14 protein-coding genes are annotated in these 16,000 nt (G+C 72.9%); 5 read left to right on the plus strand and 9 right to left on the minus strand.

What is annotated here, in order from left to right; translation table 11 throughout:
• Positions 1 to 120: 120 nt before the first annotated feature.
• Both FHS34_RS21110 and FHS34_RS21115 read left to right on the plus strand, forming a co-directional pair.
• Positions 121 to 783 carry a response regulator gene (locus tag FHS34_RS21110; RefSeq protein WP_184967701.1) on the plus strand — a complete coding sequence of 221 codons (663 nt, stop codon included), beginning with the start codon at positions 121 to 123 and terminating at the stop codon, positions 781 to 783.
• A gap of 75 nt (positions 784 to 858) precedes the next feature.
• On the plus strand, positions 859 to 1,902 hold the full coding sequence (locus FHS34_RS21115; protein ID WP_184967703.1) for a phosphotransferase: 1,044 nt from the start codon (positions 859 to 861) through the stop codon (positions 1,900 to 1,902).
• Between the two features lie 85 nt (positions 1,903 to 1,987).
• Here the strand turns inward: FHS34_RS21115 and FHS34_RS21120 are convergent, their stop codons facing one another.
• Positions 1,988 to 3,634, minus strand: coding sequence for a protein kinase domain-containing protein (locus FHS34_RS21120; protein WP_184967705.1), 1,647 nt, complete (start codon positions 3,632 to 3,634; stop codon positions 1,988 to 1,990).
• Positions 3,635 to 3,978: 344 nt separating this feature from the next.
• Here FHS34_RS21120 and FHS34_RS21125 point away from each other — a divergent pair, with 344 nt between their 5' ends.
• A complete protein-coding gene (locus tag FHS34_RS21125) occupies positions 3,979 to 5,613 on the plus strand; it encodes a protein kinase domain-containing protein (protein ID WP_184967707.1) in 1,635 nt (544 codons plus the stop codon).
• A gap of 155 nt (positions 5,614 to 5,768) precedes the next feature.
• Here FHS34_RS21125 and FHS34_RS21130 read toward each other — a convergent pair whose 3' ends face one another.
• Positions 5,769 to 6,311, minus strand: coding sequence for a bacterial proteasome activator family protein (locus FHS34_RS21130; protein ID WP_184967708.1), 543 nt, complete (start codon positions 6,309 to 6,311; stop codon positions 5,769 to 5,771).
• A gap of 174 nt (positions 6,312 to 6,485) precedes the next feature.
• Here FHS34_RS21130 and FHS34_RS21135 point away from each other — a divergent pair, with 174 nt between their 5' ends.
• Complete coding sequence (locus FHS34_RS21135) at positions 6,486 to 7,241, plus strand: hypothetical protein (RefSeq protein ID WP_184967710.1); 756 nt, start codon at positions 6,486 to 6,488, stop codon at positions 7,239 to 7,241.
• A gap of 22 nt (positions 7,242 to 7,263) precedes the next feature.
• On the opposite strand, the gene FHS34_RS21140 is transcribed toward FHS34_RS21135, so the two are convergent.
• The 7 genes from FHS34_RS21140 to pdhA all read right to left on the minus strand — a co-directional run bounded on the left by FHS34_RS21140 (position 7,264) and on the right by pdhA (position 15,323).
• Positions 7,264 to 8,244 carry an NAD(P)H-quinone oxidoreductase gene (locus tag FHS34_RS21140; RefSeq protein WP_184967713.1) on the minus strand — a complete coding sequence of 327 codons (981 nt, stop codon included), beginning with the start codon at positions 8,242 to 8,244 and terminating at the stop codon, positions 7,264 to 7,266.
• 29 nt (positions 8,245 to 8,273) lie between these two features.
• Positions 8,274 to 9,371, minus strand: a complete 1,098-nt coding sequence (locus FHS34_RS21145; RefSeq protein ID WP_184967715.1) for a potassium channel family protein — start codon at positions 9,369 to 9,371, stop codon at positions 8,274 to 8,276.
• Positions 9,368 to 10,786: a molybdopterin molybdotransferase MoeA gene (locus FHS34_RS21150; RefSeq protein WP_184967717.1), complete on the minus strand. Its 1,419-nt coding sequence runs from the start codon at positions 10,784 to 10,786 to the stop codon at positions 9,368 to 9,370. Before FHS34_RS21150 ends, FHS34_RS21145 begins: the two co-directional genes overlap by 4 nt.
• Entirely contained in the window at positions 10,783 to 11,694 is a 912-nt protein-coding gene (locus FHS34_RS21155; protein ID WP_184967719.1) for an NTP transferase domain-containing protein, read from the minus strand. Before FHS34_RS21155 ends, FHS34_RS21150 begins: the two co-directional genes overlap by 4 nt.
• 70 nt (positions 11,695 to 11,764) lie before the next feature.
• Positions 11,765 to 13,156, minus strand: coding sequence for a dihydrolipoamide acetyltransferase family protein (locus tag FHS34_RS21160; protein WP_184967721.1), 1,392 nt, complete (start codon positions 13,154 to 13,156; stop codon positions 11,765 to 11,767).
• Positions 13,156 to 14,160, minus strand: a complete 1,005-nt coding sequence (locus FHS34_RS21165) for an alpha-ketoacid dehydrogenase subunit beta (protein ID WP_184967723.1) — start codon at positions 14,158 to 14,160, stop codon at positions 13,156 to 13,158. The genes FHS34_RS21160 and FHS34_RS21165 overlap by 1 nt, the downstream gene beginning before the upstream one ends.
• Positions 14,157 to 15,323: a pyruvate dehydrogenase (acetyl-transferring) E1 component subunit alpha gene (pdhA, locus tag FHS34_RS21170; RefSeq protein WP_184967725.1), complete on the minus strand. Its 1,167-nt coding sequence runs from the start codon at positions 15,321 to 15,323 to the stop codon at positions 14,157 to 14,159. The genes FHS34_RS21165 and pdhA overlap by 4 nt, the downstream gene beginning before the upstream one ends.
• A gap of 190 nt (positions 15,324 to 15,513) precedes the next feature.
• Here pdhA and FHS34_RS21175 point away from each other — a divergent pair, with 190 nt between their 5' ends.
• Positions 15,514 to 15,999 (plus strand): Lrp/AsnC family transcriptional regulator, encoded by a 486-nt coding sequence (locus FHS34_RS21175; protein ID WP_184968107.1) that lies wholly within the window; start codon positions 15,514 to 15,516, stop codon positions 15,997 to 15,999.
• Position 16,000: the final 1 nt, after the last annotated feature.

The raw sequence follows: 16,000 nt of genomic DNA on the forward strand, positions 1-16,000 counted from the left end.
TTCCAAGTAAATCGAGACGATGTGAAAGCGCGCTGGTCACAGCCTTGCGGCAGTCCGGAGCTACCGCACGTTATCCCGCGCACCCAGGTCACGGGAAGAGTTCCATGTGAGACTTAACTCGTGCGCGAAGACGGAAAAATACGGGTATTTCTACTCGATGACCACGAGGTCGTACGGCGTGGCGTCCACGAGATGCTCTCCGTCGAGCCCGACATCGAGGTGGTCGGCGAGGCCGGCACGGCGGCGGACGCCCTGGTGCGCATTCCCGCCACCCGCCCCGACGTGGCGGTGCTGGACGTACGCCTCCCGGACGGCAGCGGCGTCGAGGTGTGCCGGGAGATCCGCTCGTCGGACCGGTCCGTGCGGTGCCTGATGCTGACCTCGTTCGCGGATGACGAGGCACTGTTCGACGCGATCATGGCGGGCGCCTCCGGGTACGTCCTGAAGGCGATCCGCGGCAACGAGCTGCTCCAGGCGGTCCGGGACGTCGCCGCCGGGAAGTCGCTGCTGGATCCGGTGGCCACCGCGCGCGTGCTGGAGCGGCTGCGCGGCGGCGGAGCGCACACGGACGAGAGACTGGCCCGGCTCACCGAACAGGAACACAGAATCCTCGAACTGATCGGCGAAGGACTTACCAATCGCCAGATCGGTGAGCGACTGCATCTGGCAGAAAAGACGATCAAGAATTACGTCTCCGGCCTGCTCGCCAAACTCGGAATGCAGCGGCGTTCCCAGGCGGCCGCCTATGTCGCTCGTATCCAGGCGGAAAAGCCCGCCCCATGACCGAAAGCGACCGCCGGCGACTGTCTGTGACAAGGCCCAGCTCACAGGGGCCGCGCGTGCCCTAACATCTGGCGCGTGCCGCGCTCATGTGTACCCCCCCTCTCGCCCCATGCGCCCCCTCTGGGCGCCCTGCTGCGCCTGTACGCCGCGGGTACCGCCCTCACATGCGAGCCGGTCGACCAGGGACTGCTCAACCGCGGCTACCGGCTGTGCACCACACGCGGCCGCTATTTCCTCAAGCACCATTTCGACCCGGCCACCGCCGACCCGGCCGCCATCGAACGCCGGCACCGGGCCACCCAGCGCCTGGCCGATCTCGGCGTCCCGGTCGCCGTGCCGCTCGCCCACCGGGAGGGCCGTACGGTCGCCGTCGTCGGGGGCCACGCCTACGCCCTGCACCCCTGGATCGACGGCAGGCACCGCCACGGGGGCCAGCTCACCCGCGGGGAGAGCGCGCGCCTGGGGGCGCTCCTGGGCGCCGTACACGCCTGCCTGGAGCGTGTGATGCCTCCCAAGGGGCGCACGCGCCCGGCGACGAGCCCGCATCCCGTGGAGAGCGCCGACCCGGCCGACACCTTCGCCCTCATCGACGACCTGCTCGCGCACGTGCGCCGGCACCGTCCCGCCGACGCCTTCGACGAGCTGGCCCGGCACCGGCTGCTGGAACGCCGCGCGCTCCTGGAGCAGCACACGGACCGGCGTCCGCCCCGCGGCGGCTCGGTGGGGTGGGTGCACGGCGACTTCCACCCGTTCAACCTGCTCTACAAGGACGACGCCCCGGCCGCCATCGTGGACTGGGACCGGCTCGGCGTGCAGCCGCGCGCGGAGGAGGCCGTACGCGCCGCCGCGATCTTCTTCGTACGGCCCGGCGGGACGCTGGACCTGCCGAAAGTGCGTGCCTACGCGCGCGCGTACCGGCGCGCTGCGGGCGCCGCACCCTCGGAGCTGTCGGCGGCGGTGCACCGCGTGTGGTGGGAGCGGCTGAACGACTTCTGGATGCTGCGCTGGCACTACGAGCGCGGCGACACCCGCGCGGACCGCCAGTTCCCGGCCGCGTCGGCGCTCGCGGTGTGGTGGACGCGCGAGTACGACGCGGTGTGCGACGCGTTCGTACGGTGAGCCGGGACGGCCCGGGCAGAGTGCGGGCCGGGCACGCCGGTCAGGCCGGGACCGGTGCTGCCGTCCCGGCCTGCGTGGGTGGGCTTCAGCCGGTGGTCTCGCCCGTGACGCCGTCCGTCGTGGTCCCCTCGGTGGTGGTGCCACCCTCCGTGGTGGTGCCGTCGGTGGTACCACTGCCGTCGGTGGTCCCGTCGGTGGTGCCGTCGGTGGTGCCGCCGCCGTCCGTGACCCCGCCGTCCGTCGGGTCCGTCGGCTGCGACTGCGAGGGCTGCGGGTTGGACGGCTCGCCGCTCGGGGTGGACGGGGCCGACTGCGACTGGCTGTACGAGGGCGTGGTCGCGGGCGGCCAGTCGGAGCCGGTGCCGGTGTCCGAGCTGCCCGTGTCCGTCTGGGGATCGCTGGGCTGACCGGTGTCGTCCTCGTCGGACGGGCTCGGGGAGGGCGACTCGTGCTTCGTGCTCTTGGAGTGCGTCGTCGTCGGCTTGGTGTCGGTGCCGTTGCCGCCGCCCCCGCCTCCGCCCTTCAGCGCCAGCGCCACACCGCCCGCGATCGCGATAATCGCGAGGACGGCGAGGATCCACAGCTTGCCGCGTCCGCTGCCCTTGTTGCCGTGCCCCTCGAAGCCGCCGTCGTCGCCGCTGCCGTAGCCCGCGGGCAGGATCGGCTGCGGGATCTGCGTGGTGCCGGCCCCGCCCACGGGGTGCGGCATGACCGTCGTCCCGGCGAAGCCGCCCGCCGGGGTGTGCCGGCCGTCGTGCGCCTCGACCGGGCCGGTGTTCCAGGTGCCGGTGTGGCCGCCCTGGTCGTACAGCATCTGCAGGCCGTACTGGACCAGGCCGCGCATCTCCTCGGCCGTCTGGAACCGGTCGTCGGGCTCCTTGGCGAGGGAGCGCATGACCAGGCCGTCCAGCTCCGGCGGGCACGTCCCGTCGACGACCTGCGACGGCGCCACCGGCGTGTCCTGGACGTGCTGGTAGACCACCGACAACGGGGTCTCACCGGTGAAGGGGGGCCGCAGCGCGAGGAGTTCGTACAGCAGACAGCCGGTCGCGTACAGGTCGGAGCGGTGGTCGACGGCCTTGCCGAGCGCCTGCTCCGGGGAGAGGTACTGAGGGGTGCCCATGACCATGCCGGTCTGCGTCATCGTCGTGGACGCGCCGTGCAGGGCGCGGGCGATGCCGAAGTCCATCACCTTGACGGCGCCGCTGTCGGTGATGATGACGTTCGCGGGCTTGATGTCACGGTGCACGATGCCGTGCTGGTGCGAGTAGGCGAGCGCCTCCAGCACACCGGAGGTGATGATCAGGGCCTGTTCGGGGCCCGGCGCCTCGGCGTTCAGCAACAGGTCGCGGATGGTGCGGCCCTCGACCAGCTCCATGACGATGTACGGCACGGACTGGCCGCCCACCACGTCCTCGCCCGAGTCGTACACGGCGACGATCGCATGGTGGTTGAGGCCCGCGACCGACTGTGCCTCGCGGGTGAAACGAGCCTTGGAGACCGGGTCTTCGGCCAGATCCGCGCGAAGCAGCTTGACCGCGACCGTACGGCCCAGCCGGACGTCCTCGGCCGCGAACACCTCGGCCATGCCGCCCCGGCCCAGCCGGTGCGTGAGCCGGTACCGGCCGTCGCCGACGAGCCCGCCGTTGCCCCACAACTCCGGCGAGTCTGACATGCCGCCGCCACTCGCCTCGGGGTCGGACGGGCCCTGAGAGCGCTGCGTCTGTGCCATCAGTCCTCGCCGTCGTTTCTGCCCGCGGTGCGCGCGGTGCTATTACGGTCTCCGTCGGCCACGCTACAGCCTCCATGGGGGCCGCCGGTTCGGAACGGCAACCGGGACCGATCCCGAGACGGACCGGTCATGAAACCTCTAGCACGCGCTGTCGTGCAAATTCTGTGCGCCGGTCGTACATGGCCTGTAACGCTTGCGAGACGCTTCTTGCGCGTACGGTCACGGAACGGGCACCGAGCTTGACGTGTCGGTGCCCTGGGGCAGACTTGGCCGGGAATGACACATTCGATCAAGGCCTGTTCGCCATGGGACGGCGCCGCACGGCCAGTGGGGGACGCGGAGAGATGAGCCAGGACGGCGCACACGGCCGGTACGCGGGGCAAGCGCTGGCCGGTGGCCGCTACCAGCTGCGCGACTTGCTGGGCGAGGGCGGTATGGCCTCCGTACACCTGGCGTACGACACGGTGCTGGACCGCCAGGTCGCCATCAAGACGCTCCACACCGAGCTCGGCCGGGAGCAGGCGTTCCGGGAGCGCTTCCGCCGCGAGGCGCAGGCCGTGGCCAAGCTCACGCACACCAACGTCGTCTCCGTCTTCGACACGGGCGAGGACGAGCTGAACGGCATGGCGACGCCGTACATCGTCATGGAGTACGTCGAGGGCCGGCCGCTGGGCTCGGTCCTGGAGCAGGACATCCGGCAGTTCGGCGCGATGCCCGCCGACAAGGCGCTGAAGGTCACCGCCGACGTGCTGGCGGCCCTGGAGATCAGCCACGAGATGGGCCTGGTCCACCGCGACATCAAGCCGGGCAACGTGATGACCACCAAGCGTGGCGTGGTCAAGGTCATGGACTTCGGCATCGCCCGCGCCATGCAGTCGGGGGTCACCTCGATGACGCAGACCGGCATGGTCGTCGGCACCCCGCAGTACCTCTCGCCCGAGCAGGCCCTCGGCCGGGCCGTGGACGCCCGTTCCGATCTGTACTCGGTCGGCATCATGCTGTTCCAGTTGGTCACCGGGCGGCTGCCGTTCGACGCGGACTCGGCGCTGGCGATCGCGTACGCGCATGTGCAGGAGGAGCCGGTGGCGCCCTCCTCGGTCAACCGTGCCCTGCCGCCCGCCGTGGACGCGCTGGTCGCCCGCGCGCTGAAGAAGAACCCGAACGAACGCTTCCCGACCGCCGAGTCCATGCGTGCCGAGTGCCTGCGGGTCGCGGCCTCCTTCCAGGCGGCCCCGCCGAGCATCGTGCCGGGAGCCGGGCCGCAGCAGAGCGGCTCGGGTGTCGGCTCCGCGGTGTTCCCGCCGGTCGGACAGGCGACCCCGGCGCCGCAGGGGCAGGTGCAGACGCCGTACCAGCCGGCTCCGGTCCCGAACCCGTACGGCCACCCGACGCCCGCCCCGGCCTACGGCTACCCGCAGCAGGGCGGTTACCAGACGCCTCCCACGGGCTACGGCCCGCAGGCCGCGGCCCAGACCCCGCCGCCGTACACCATCTCGCCGCAGCCGGCCGGACAGTCCGCCGGCGGCGGCCGGAGCAGGCGGCCGGTGGTGATCGGCTCGGTCGCGGTGGCGGCCATCGTGGTGGTCGGGCTGATCGTCGCGCTGACACTGAAGAACGGCGGCGACGACACCGGGGGCGGTGGCGGTGGCTCCAGCGCCTCGGCGGCCTCGTCGCACCGCGCGGGCTACCGCGGGCCGGACCACACCCGGCGGATCGACACGGAGAAGTGCACCGATCCGCAGGAATCGTGGAAGGACCCGAAGAAGGCCGAGATGCCCGACTTCCGCTACAAGGACATCGACTCCGTGAAGCAGTGCCTCCAGGCCGCGGGCTGGAAATGGGACATCAAGGACCAGGAGGAGAACACCTGGGGCGACGGAACCGTGCTGAACCAGTTCCCCGCCGCGGGCACCGACATCGACCCGAAGGATCCGGACAGCATCCAGCTGAGCGTGTCGACGGGCAATCCCGCGCAGTGATCCCCGCGAGGCCGGCCGGGCGAGAGCTCCCGCCGGTCCGGCGGGCCGGGGCACGGCCCGGGACATAGGTCGGGCCCGGCGGTCGTCCGCCGGGCCCTTCGTGTGTCATGGCCGACCGGGGTGTGGGGGCCGCGTACGGGTACGGCCCGCCCCGACTACAGGTACGGCCCGCCCGAGCGGCCGCCCACGTGAGGGTCGTCCCCGCCCTCGTGACCGGAGACTCCCGGCGGGAGCGCGCGGCGCATCTGCTCCAGCTGGGCCCGGGCGGCCATCTGCTGGGCGAACAGCGTCGTCTGGATCCCGTGGAAGAGGCCTTCCAGCCAGCCCACCAACTGTGCCTGCGCGATCCGCAGTTCGGCGTCGCTCGGGGTGACGTCGTCGGTGAACGGCAAGGAGAGCCGCTCCAGTTCCTCGACCAGCTCCGGGGCCAGACCGTCCTCCAGCTCCTTCACCGAGCTGGCGTGGATCTCCTTCAGCCGTACCCGGCTGGCCTCGTCGAGGGGAGCCGCACGCACCTCCTCCAGAAGCTGCTTGATCATGCTGCCGATCCGCATGACCTTGGCCGGCTGTTCCACCTGCTCCGTCACCGGGGTCTCACGGGAGTCCTCGTCCCCGCCGCCGCCGAGCGCCATCCCGTCCTGACCCACGACGAGGATCTGGGGATTCTCCGGCGACCGTTCGTTCCTCGGCATCTCCATGCCGCCATTCTCTCGCACGCCAACACCTCATCACCGTGGTGCCCCCTCATGGGGTTGATCCACCGTTTAGACCCTACGGCCCAATCCGAAATGCCCGATGAGGCATTGAATGTGAGGCTTATTCCCGTCGGTTATCCATAAGTCACGACACCTGGGCTCCGGGAGGTCACCGACGTGACTCCACGCCTACGCCTCGCATTCCGCTGGCTGAGGCTGCTGGCCGTCCTGACGGCAGCGGCTCTGCCGGTGTACGGCGCCGCCGCCGCGTACGGCGGCACGGCCGCGTACACCACAGAGCCGGACCCCTCCCGTGCCTCCGGCACGGGCCACGGGGAGAAGCAGCACGGGCCGGCGCGGCACGCCTCCCCGGAGCACTCCGCCCCGCGGCACGGGCCGCCGGACCACCCCTCCGCGGACCACTCGGCCCCGGCCCGGGGCCACGCGCAGGAGCAGCGGCCGGGGCACGACGGCCCGAGCCCGGAGCCGTCCGCCCCCGTCGGCCTCCAACTCCCGGACTCGCCCGTGCCCATGCCGTCCGACTCCGCGTCGGCGTCGGTCATCCCCTCTCACTCCCGCGCCTCCGCCTCGCCGTCCCGGGCGGGCAGCCAGGCCGGTGAGGGCCGGATGCGGCCGGGCCGGCCGGACGGACCCGGGACCGAGGTGGAGGGCGACGACCCCGGTTCGGCCACCCCCGCCGCACAACCCGCCGAGCCGGAGACCACGAACCTGCCCACCGCCTCCGAGCCGGCCGTCGAGACCGGCCTCGACTCCGCCACGCCTCCGCCGACGCCCGACGCCCAGCAGGCGGCCGATCAGGGCGAGGCTTCCACGGAGCCGGTCCTGCGGATCCTCCCGCTGGGCAGCGGCCTGGTCCTCATAGGCCTGGGCCTGGGGCTGGCATTCCTGGGCCTGCGACTCCGCAGGAACTGACCGCCCGGCACCGGCCCGGCCGCTACGGCGCCACCAGCAGCACCTTGCCGACGTGACCGCTCGCCTCCACCAGGCGGTGCGCCTCGGCCGCCTCCGCCATCGGCAGCTCACGGTCCACGACGGGGCGGATCTGTCCCGTGGCGAGCAGGGGCCACACATGCTCACGGACGGCGGCGACGATGGCCGCCTTCTCGCCCAGCGGCCGGGCCCGCAGCGAGGTCGCGCTGATGGCGGCCCGCTTGTTGAGGAGCGCGCCGATGTTCAGCTCGCCCTTCGCTCCGCCCTGCATGCCGATGATCGCGAGGCGCCCGTTGACGGCGAGGGCCTGGACGTTGCGGTCCAGGTACTTGGCGCCCATGTTGTCGAGGATGACATCGGCACCCGCGCCGCCGGTGGCCTGCTTGATCTCGGCGACGAAGTCCTGCTCGCGGTAGTTGATCAGCACGTCCGCGCCCAGTCCGGCGCACTGGTCCAGCTTCTCCTTCGTGCCGGCGGTCACCGCGACCCGGGCGCCGAGGGCCTTGGCGAGCTGGATCGCCATCGTGCCGATGCCGCTGGAGCCGCCGTGCACCAGCAGCGTCTCCTCCGGACGCAGGTGGGCGACCATGAACACGTTGGACCAGACCGTGCAGACCACCTCGGGCAGCGCCGCCGCCCGGGTGAGGCCGACGCCCTCGGGCACGGGCAGCAGCTGCCCGGCCGGTACGGCCACCTTCTCGGCGTAACCGCCGCCCGCGAGCAGTGCGCACACCTGGTCGCCGACGGCCCAGCCCGAGACGCCGGGGCCGAGCGCGGCGATCGTGCCGGAGCACTCCAGGCCGGGATAGGGGGAGGCGCCGGGCGGCGGGTTGTAGAAGCCCTGACGCTGCAGGATGTCGGCACGGTTGACGGCGCTGGCCGCCACCTCGACCAGCACCTCGCCCTCGCCGGGCACCGGATCGGGGACCTCGTCCCACACCAGCGCCTCGGGACCACCAGGTTCGGGAATCGTGATCGCATGCATGCCGGTGACGCTACTCCTCACCGGTCCCGTCACCCGTGTGGCAGGGGACGGATGTCGGGGGTGACCCGGGTGCCCGGGCTGGCCCGGACGATGGTGATGAGCCGGTCGGTCAGCTGCAGGGTGCCGACGGACGGATCGTCGTAGCCCAGCACCCGGTGCCCGCGGACGACGCTCACCACGAGGTCGTCCGTCTCGCGCGGTTTCCTGCCCACCTCGCCGCGGACCACCGGGCGTTCGATCAGGTCCAGCCCGCTGCCCTGCTGGATGAGGTCCTCCATCACCATGCCGGCGGCTGGGCTGAGCACGGACAGGCCGAGCAGCCGGCCGGCCGCGCCGGAGCTGGTGATGACGGCGTCGGCGCCGGACTGCTTGAGCAGCGGGGCGTTCTCCTCCTCGCGCACGGCGGCCACGATCTTGGCGCCGCGGTTGAGCTGGCGGGCGGTCAGCGTGACGAGGACCGAGGTGTCGTCGCGCTGCGGGGCGACGATGATCTGCCGGGCCTTGTGGACCTCCGCCCCCTTGAGCACGTCACTGCGGGTGGCGTCGCCTATGACCCCCGCGTAGCCCTCGGCGGTCGCCGCCTCGATCGCCTTGGAGCTGGGGTCGACGACGACGACCTGCTCCTTCTTCAGCCCGGTCGCGCAGACGGTCTGGATGGCCGCCCGCCCCTTGGTGCCGAAGCCGATGACGACGGTGTGGTCGCGCAAGGTGGACCTCCAGCGGTTCAGGCGCCATTCCTCCCGGGTGCGTTCGGTGAGGACCTCCAGCGTGGTGCCGACCAGGATGATCAGGAACAGCACACGCAGGGGTGTGATGACGAAGATGTTGGTGAGCCGGGCGCTGTCACTGACCGGGGTGATGTCGCCGTATCCCGTGGTGGAGAGGGTCACGGTCGCGTAATAGAACGCGTCGAGCAGGTCGACGGGGCCGTCGGAGTTGTCCTGATAGCCGTCGCGGTCGGCGTAGACGACGAGCGCGGTGGCGACCAGGACCACCAGGGCCATGACCAGCCGCTTGACGACCTGGCGGATCGGGCGCTCCACCACGGCTCTGGGGAGTTTCACCCGATGGGCCACCAGATGGTCGCCCGGCTGGCGGGCGATGGCGTCATGGCCCGGAAGTTTCACGTGAAACACACCCCGATTCCGGCGGTCGCCCATGGCAGGTCCAGCAGTTCCGCCTCCTCGCCCTGCCGGGTCCCGCCCGGCGGTACGACGGCCAGCGCGTCGGCGGCGGCGATGCCGCGGAGCATGGCCGGGCCGTTGTAGTGCAGCGGCGTGGCGTGGTCACCCCGCAGCACCACGGGGATCAGCCGGGTGTCGTACGGGTGCCCCTGCACCGCCTCCCCCAGGGGCAGTGTGTACGGCTCGGGGGCGGGGTGGGCGGCGAGGGTGCGCAGCAGGGGCTCGGCGAGGGTGAGCAGGCCGGAGACGGCCGCGAGGGGGTTGCCGGGCAGGCCGACCAGGTGCTGGTGGTCCGTGACGCGGGCCAGCAGCATGGGGTGCCCGGGGCGCACCTTGACGCCGTCGACGAGGAGTTCGGCGCCGATGCGTTCCAGGATCGGGTGGACATGGTCGACGGGCCCGGCCGCGGTGCCGCCCGTGGTGACGATCAGGTCGGCCTTGGAACCGGTGACCGCCTTGCGGAGCGCCCGGGCGTCGTCGCCGATCCGGCGAACGGCCACGACGTCGGCGCCGAGCGCGCGCAGCCAGGGCGGCAGCATGGGGCCGAGCGCGTCCCTGATCAGCCCGTCGTGCGGCAGGCCCTCGGTCAGCAACTCGTCTCCGAGGACGAGTACTTCGACGCGGGGGCGGGGTACGACGGTGACCGTGTCGTAGCCGGCCGCCGCGGCGAGACCCAGGACGGCGGGGGTGATCAGGGTGCCCACGGGCAGCAGCTGGTCGCCGCTGCGGCACTCCTGGCCGCGCGGGCGGATGTCCTGGCCGTGGAGCATGTCGCGGGTGGTGTGCAGACGCCCCTGGGCGTCGATCCGGCCGTGTTCGGTGCGCAGGACGGCGGTGGTGTCGGCGGGGATGCGGGCGCCGGTGGCGATACGGACGGCCTCGCCGTCGGTGAGCGGCTCGGGCTGCGCGTGCCCTGCGAGCACTCCCTCCTCCCGGACCTGCCAGGGGCCGGGCCCGGCGACCGCCCAGCCGTCCATCGCGGAGGTGTCGAAGGAGGGCAGGTCGGTGAGCGCGTCCAGGGGGGCGGCCAGGACCAGTCCGAGGGCGTCGCCGAGGGGCACGGAGACGGGGGCGCGCCGGGCACCGGTGGGGGCGCCTCCCGCGCCCTTCGGGCCCTGGCCGCGCGCGGCGCGGGCCGCGATCTCGCGGGCCCGGGTCCAGGGGGTGGCCCTGTGCCGTTCGGCGGGCCGTTCACCGGCGGGGCGCGGGGACGGGTTGGACACCTGACCCGGGCCGTCGTCCGTGCCGTCGTCCCGGGACTCCCGGTGGCCTTCCCTCACCAGCGCCAGGGCCTCCTCGACATCGAGGTCGTCGGTGTCCCCGGCGGGCGCGTCGGCCCGGGTGCCGGGGGCGGTCATCCGGCGTCCGGGGCGCTCGGGCCCCCGGTGCTCTCGTCCTTGCCCCCGGCGCTCTCCTCTTCCCACCTGAGGGCCAGCGCGGCTGCCTTGCGGGCGGCCTCGGCGACGGCCTCCGGGTCGCCCTTGCCCTTCGCCGCGGCGTAACCGACGAGGAAGGTGGTCAGCGGGGCGGCGGGGCGGGCCACATTGTGTGCGGCGTCCCGGGCCAGGTCGAGCAGGACGCCGGTGTCGACGTCCAGGTCGATGCCCAGTTCGTCCTTGACTGCGGAGATCCATTCATCCAACACGTGGCCATGCTCCCTGATCCGTGCCCTGGCGGCGGCGATGTCGTCCCAGGTGTCGCAGTCGAACGAGGCGAGCGGGTCCGGGACGCGGGTGAGGCGGAGGGCGCCGGTCAGCCGGCGCAGGGGCAGCCCGGTGAGGCCGTCGTGCGTGGTGGCGAGGGCGGTCAGCTCGCGGCGCAGGGCCGCGGTGCGGTAGGCGGCCACGAGCGGCTGGTCGCGGCCGTCGGCGTCGGTGAGCAGCGCGCCGTCGGCACCGGTGTCCTGAAGTACGGTCAGCAGCCGCTCGACGGTGCCTCGTTCGAGGAAGGGCAGGTCGGCGGAGAGCACGACGGTGTGCCCGGCGGTGGTGTGCCGCAGTCCGGCCTCCAGCGCGGCGACCGGCCCGCCGCCGGGCGGCTCCTCGCGCGCCCAGCGCACCGGGCGGGCGGTGGGCCGGGGTGCGGCCACGACGACGGTCGTCCGGGCGTCCGTGCAGGCCGCGAGCACCCGGTCGAGCAGCGCGCGGCCCCCGACCCGGAGCCCGGGCTTGTCGGCCCCGCCGAGCCGCCGGGCGGCCCCGCCGGCCAGCACGACGGCGTCGTACGGCGCGGGCGCCCCGGAAGCGGCGGGTGGGGTCTCGGTCACCCCCCGAGTATGTCCTGCCCGCCGCTCCTTCCGGACCCGTCGTACGTCACAGCGTGCGCACGCTCATCTCTCACAGCGTGCGCAGCAGCACCGCCGGCTGTTCCACGCAGTCCGCCACATACCGCAGGAACCCGCCTGCCGTGCCGCCGTCGCACACCCGGTGGTCGAAGGTGAGCGAGAGCTGGACGACCTGGCGGACGGCGAGTTCGCCCTCGTGCACCCACGGCTTGGGGATGATGCGGCCGACGCCGAGCATGGCCGCCTCGGGGTGGTTGACGATCGGGGTGGAACCGTCGATGCCGAAGACGCCGTAGTTGTTCAGCGTGAACGTCCCGCCGGTGAGGTCCCCGGGGGTGAGCGTCCCGGTGCGGGCCGCCTCGGTGAGCCGGGCGAACTCGGCGGTGAGGGATTCGGCGTCGCGCGTGTGGGCGTCCCGGACGACCGGCACGACCAGCCCGCGATCGGTCTGGGCGGCGAACCCGATGTGGACCTGGTCCAGCCGGACGATCTCGCGGGCGTCGGTGTCGACGTAGGAATTCAGCTCGGGGAACCGGGCCAGGGCGGCCGTGCTGATGCGGGCGAGCAGCGCGAGGAGGGAGATCTTCGGTGCTCCGGCGGCGTTCATGGCGGCCCGGGCGCGCATGAGTTCGGTCGCGTCGGCGTCGACCCAGCAGGTGGCGTCCGGGATCTCCCGGCGGCTGCGGGACATCTTGTCGGCGATGGCACCGCGGACGCCCTTGAGCGGGATCCGGACCCCGGCCTCCGCCCGGGGGGCCGGCGCGGGGGCCGGTACGGCCTGCTCGGCCGCGGTGAGGGCAGGGGCGGTGCCGGCCCGCAGCGCGTTCTCGACGTCCGCGCGCAGGATGAGTCCGTCCGGGCCGGAGCCGGCGAGCCGACGCAGGTCGACTCCGTTGTCCCGGGCCAGCCTGCGCACGAGGGGGGAGATCACGGGGACCGGTCCCCCGGCGAGCGCGGCGGCGGGCACGGGCGCGGCCGGGGGCGCGGCGGCCGGCGCCTGCGCGGACGCGGACGTCTGTGCCCGGACCGGCACGGACCCGCGCGCGTGCGGTGGCGCCGGGACGGACTCGGGAGTCCTGGTGTGACCGTTGGCGGTGGTGGTGGCCGCGGCCGACCGGACCCGGCGCCGGCGTGCCGCCGGGGCCTGGGTGCCGTACCCCACGAGGACGTTGCCCGAACCCTCCGGCTCCGTCGCCGGTTCGCCCACGGCGACCGTCAGGAGCGGGGCACCGACGGGCAGTTCGGTGCCCTCGTCGCCGTAGCGCGCGGTGACCACGCCGCCGTACGGGCAGGGCACCTCGACCATCGCCTTGGCCGTCTCGACCTCGACCACCGGCTGGTCGACGGTGACCACGTCACCGACCTGGACCAGCCAGCGGACGATCTCCGCCTCGGTGAGTCCCTCGCCGAGGTCGGGCAGCTTGAACTCCAGCACCTGAGCCATCAGCCCTCGGCCTCCCACTGCAGCCGGGCCACGGCGTCCAGGATGCGGTCGACGCCGGGCAGGTGGTGCCGCTCCAGCATGGGCGGCGGGTACGGGATGTCGAACCCGGCGACGCGCAGCACCGGCGCCTCCAGGTGGTGGAAGCAGCGCTCGGTGATCCGGGCCGCGATCTCGCCGCCCGGCCCGCCGAACCCGGTGGACTCGTGGACGACGACCGCGCGGCCGGTGCGCCGGACGGCCGCGCAGACCGTCTCGTCGTCGAACGGCACCAGGGAGCGCAAATCGAGGACCTCCAGGTCCCAGCCCTCCGCCCGGGCGGCCTCGGCGGCCTCCAGGCAGACCGGCAGCGAGGGGCCGTAGGTGATCAGCGTGGCGCTGCTGCCCGGGCGGCGCACGACGGCACGGCCGATGGGCTCGACGTCCGTCGGCTGCTCGGCGTTCCAGGTGTCCTTCGACCAGTACAGCCGCTTGGGCTCCAGGAAGACGACCGGGTCGTCGGAGGCGATGGCCTGGCGCAGCAGTCCGTAGGCGTCGGCGACGGTGGCCGGGGTGACGACGTGGAGCCCCGGGGTCGCCATGTAGTAGGCCTCGGAGGAGTCGCTGTGGTGCTCGACGCCGCCGATGCCGCCGCCGTAGGGGACGCGCACGGTGATCGGCAGGGGCATCCGGCCGCGGGTGCGGTTGCGCATCCGGGAGACGTGGCTGATCAGCTGCTCGAACGCCGGGTAGGCGAAGGCGTCGAACTGCATCTCCACCACGGGCCGCAGGCCGTACATGGCCATGCCGACGGCCGTGCCGAGGATGCCGGCCTCGGCGAGCGGGGTGTCGGTGCAGCGGTCCTCGCCGAACTCCTTGGCGAGCCCGTCGGTGACGCGGAAGACGCCGCCGAGGGTGCCGACGTCCTCGCCCATGACGTGCACGGTGGGGTCGGCGGCCATGGCGTCGCGCATCGCGCGCGTGAGGGCCTGTGCCATGGTGGCGGGCTTGACGGCGACGGTCGTCATCGGGCGCCGCCTTCCCGCGCGCCGGGCTCCTCGCCGTGCTGTTCCTGCTCGGCCTCCAGCTCGGCCCGCAGCAGGGCGCGCTGCTCGCGCAGTTGCGCGGTGGTCTCGGCGTAGACGTGGTCGAAGAGGTCCATGGGGTTGAGTTCGGGGTCCCGGTTCATGCGTTCCCGCAGGGAGGCGGCCATCGTCTCGGCGTCCTGGCGGGCGGCGTCGACGGCGGCCTCGTCCAGCAGTCCGCGCGCGGTCAGTTCGCGTTCCAGCAGCTCGATCGGGTCGTGGGCGCGCCAGGCCGCCACCTCGGCGTCGCCGCGGTACCGGGTGGCGTCGTCGGCGTTGGTGTGGGCGTCGATGCGGTAGGTCACCGCCTCGATCAGGGTCGGTCCGCCACCCGCGCGCGCGTGCCGTACCGCCTCGCTGAGGACCTCGTGCACGGCCACGGCGTCGTTGCCGTCGACCAGCCGGCCCGGCATGCCGTACCCGACGGCCTTGTGGGCCAGCGAGGGGGCGGCGGTCTGCTTGGCGAGCGGGACAGAGATGGCGAAGCCGTTGTTCTGCACCAGGAAGACGACCGGTGCCTGCCAGACGGCGGCGAAGTTCATCGCCTCGTGGAAGTCGCCCTCGCTGGTGCCGCCGTCGCCGACCATGGCGAGCGCGACCACGTCGTCGCCCTTGAGCCGGGCGGCGTGGGCGAGGCCCACGGCGTGCGGCAGCTGGGTGGCCAGCGGGGTGCTGAGGGGGGCCACGCGGTGGGTGTAGGGGTCGTAGCCGCTGTGCCAGTCGCCGCGCAGCAGGGTGAGCGCCTCGACCGGGTCCACGCCGCGGGCGACGACGGCGAGCGTGTCGCGGTAGCTGGGGAAGAGCCAGTCGCGCTCCTCCAGGGCCAGGGCGGCGGCGATCTCGCAGGCCTCCTGGCCGGTGCTGGACGGATAGACGGCGAGCCGGCCCTGCTTGGTGAGGGCGGTGGCCTGCACGTTGTAACGGCGCCCGCGCACCAGCTCGGCGTAGAGCCGGCGCAGCAGGCCGGGGTCGGCCTTTCCGGCCGACTCGGTGCCGAGGACGCGGTAGGGCTCGGCGTCGGGCAGCAGCGGCGCGGGGTCCATACGGGGCTGCCAGGCGGGCGGCGGCGAAGGCCGGTACGCGCCCCGCTGCTCCAGAACCGTCATGACGGCACCTCCTCGTGGGAGCGGCTACGGGAGACGTGTCGCCTGTGACCCGCCTCACCTACCGATTGTTCGGTCGTCGGCACATTTTGGCTACAGGCCCCGTCAGGCTGTGGACAAACGGTTCTCCACAGCCTGGAATGAACGCAGGACGTCCACGGCGAGGGAGCGGGGGGACATGGAGCCTGAACAAATGGCCGAAGGGCCGCTGGATGGTGTCGCGCTTCCGCCGCCGCGCCCGCTGGACTCCATCGATCAGGACATCCTGCGGATCCTGCAGGCGGACGGCCGCTCCTCGATACGGTCCGTCGCCGAACGTGTCCACGTCTCGCGCGCCAACGCCTACGCGCGGATCAACCGGCTCGTCGAGGACGGGGTGATCCGGGGCTTCAGCGCCCGCGTCGACCACGAGCGGGCGGGCCACGGCACGTCCGCGTACATCACGCTGAAGATCGTCCAGAACACCTGGCGCACGGTCCGCGACCATCTCAGGCAGCTGCCCGGCGCCTCCCACATCGCTCTGGTGGGCGGCGACTTCGACGTGCTGCTGCTGGTGCACACGCCCGACAACAGGGCGCTGCGCGAGCTGGTGCTGACCCGGCTCCAGGCGATCCCCGAGGTGCTCAGCACCCGCACGCTGCTGGTGTTCGAGGAGGAGGACCTGGAGCCGGACAGCTGAG

Origin of the sequence: Streptomyces echinatus, assembly GCF_014203595.1 — a bacterium.
Lineage (GTDB): Bacteria > Actinomycetota > Actinomycetes > Streptomycetales > Streptomycetaceae > Streptomyces > Streptomyces echinatus.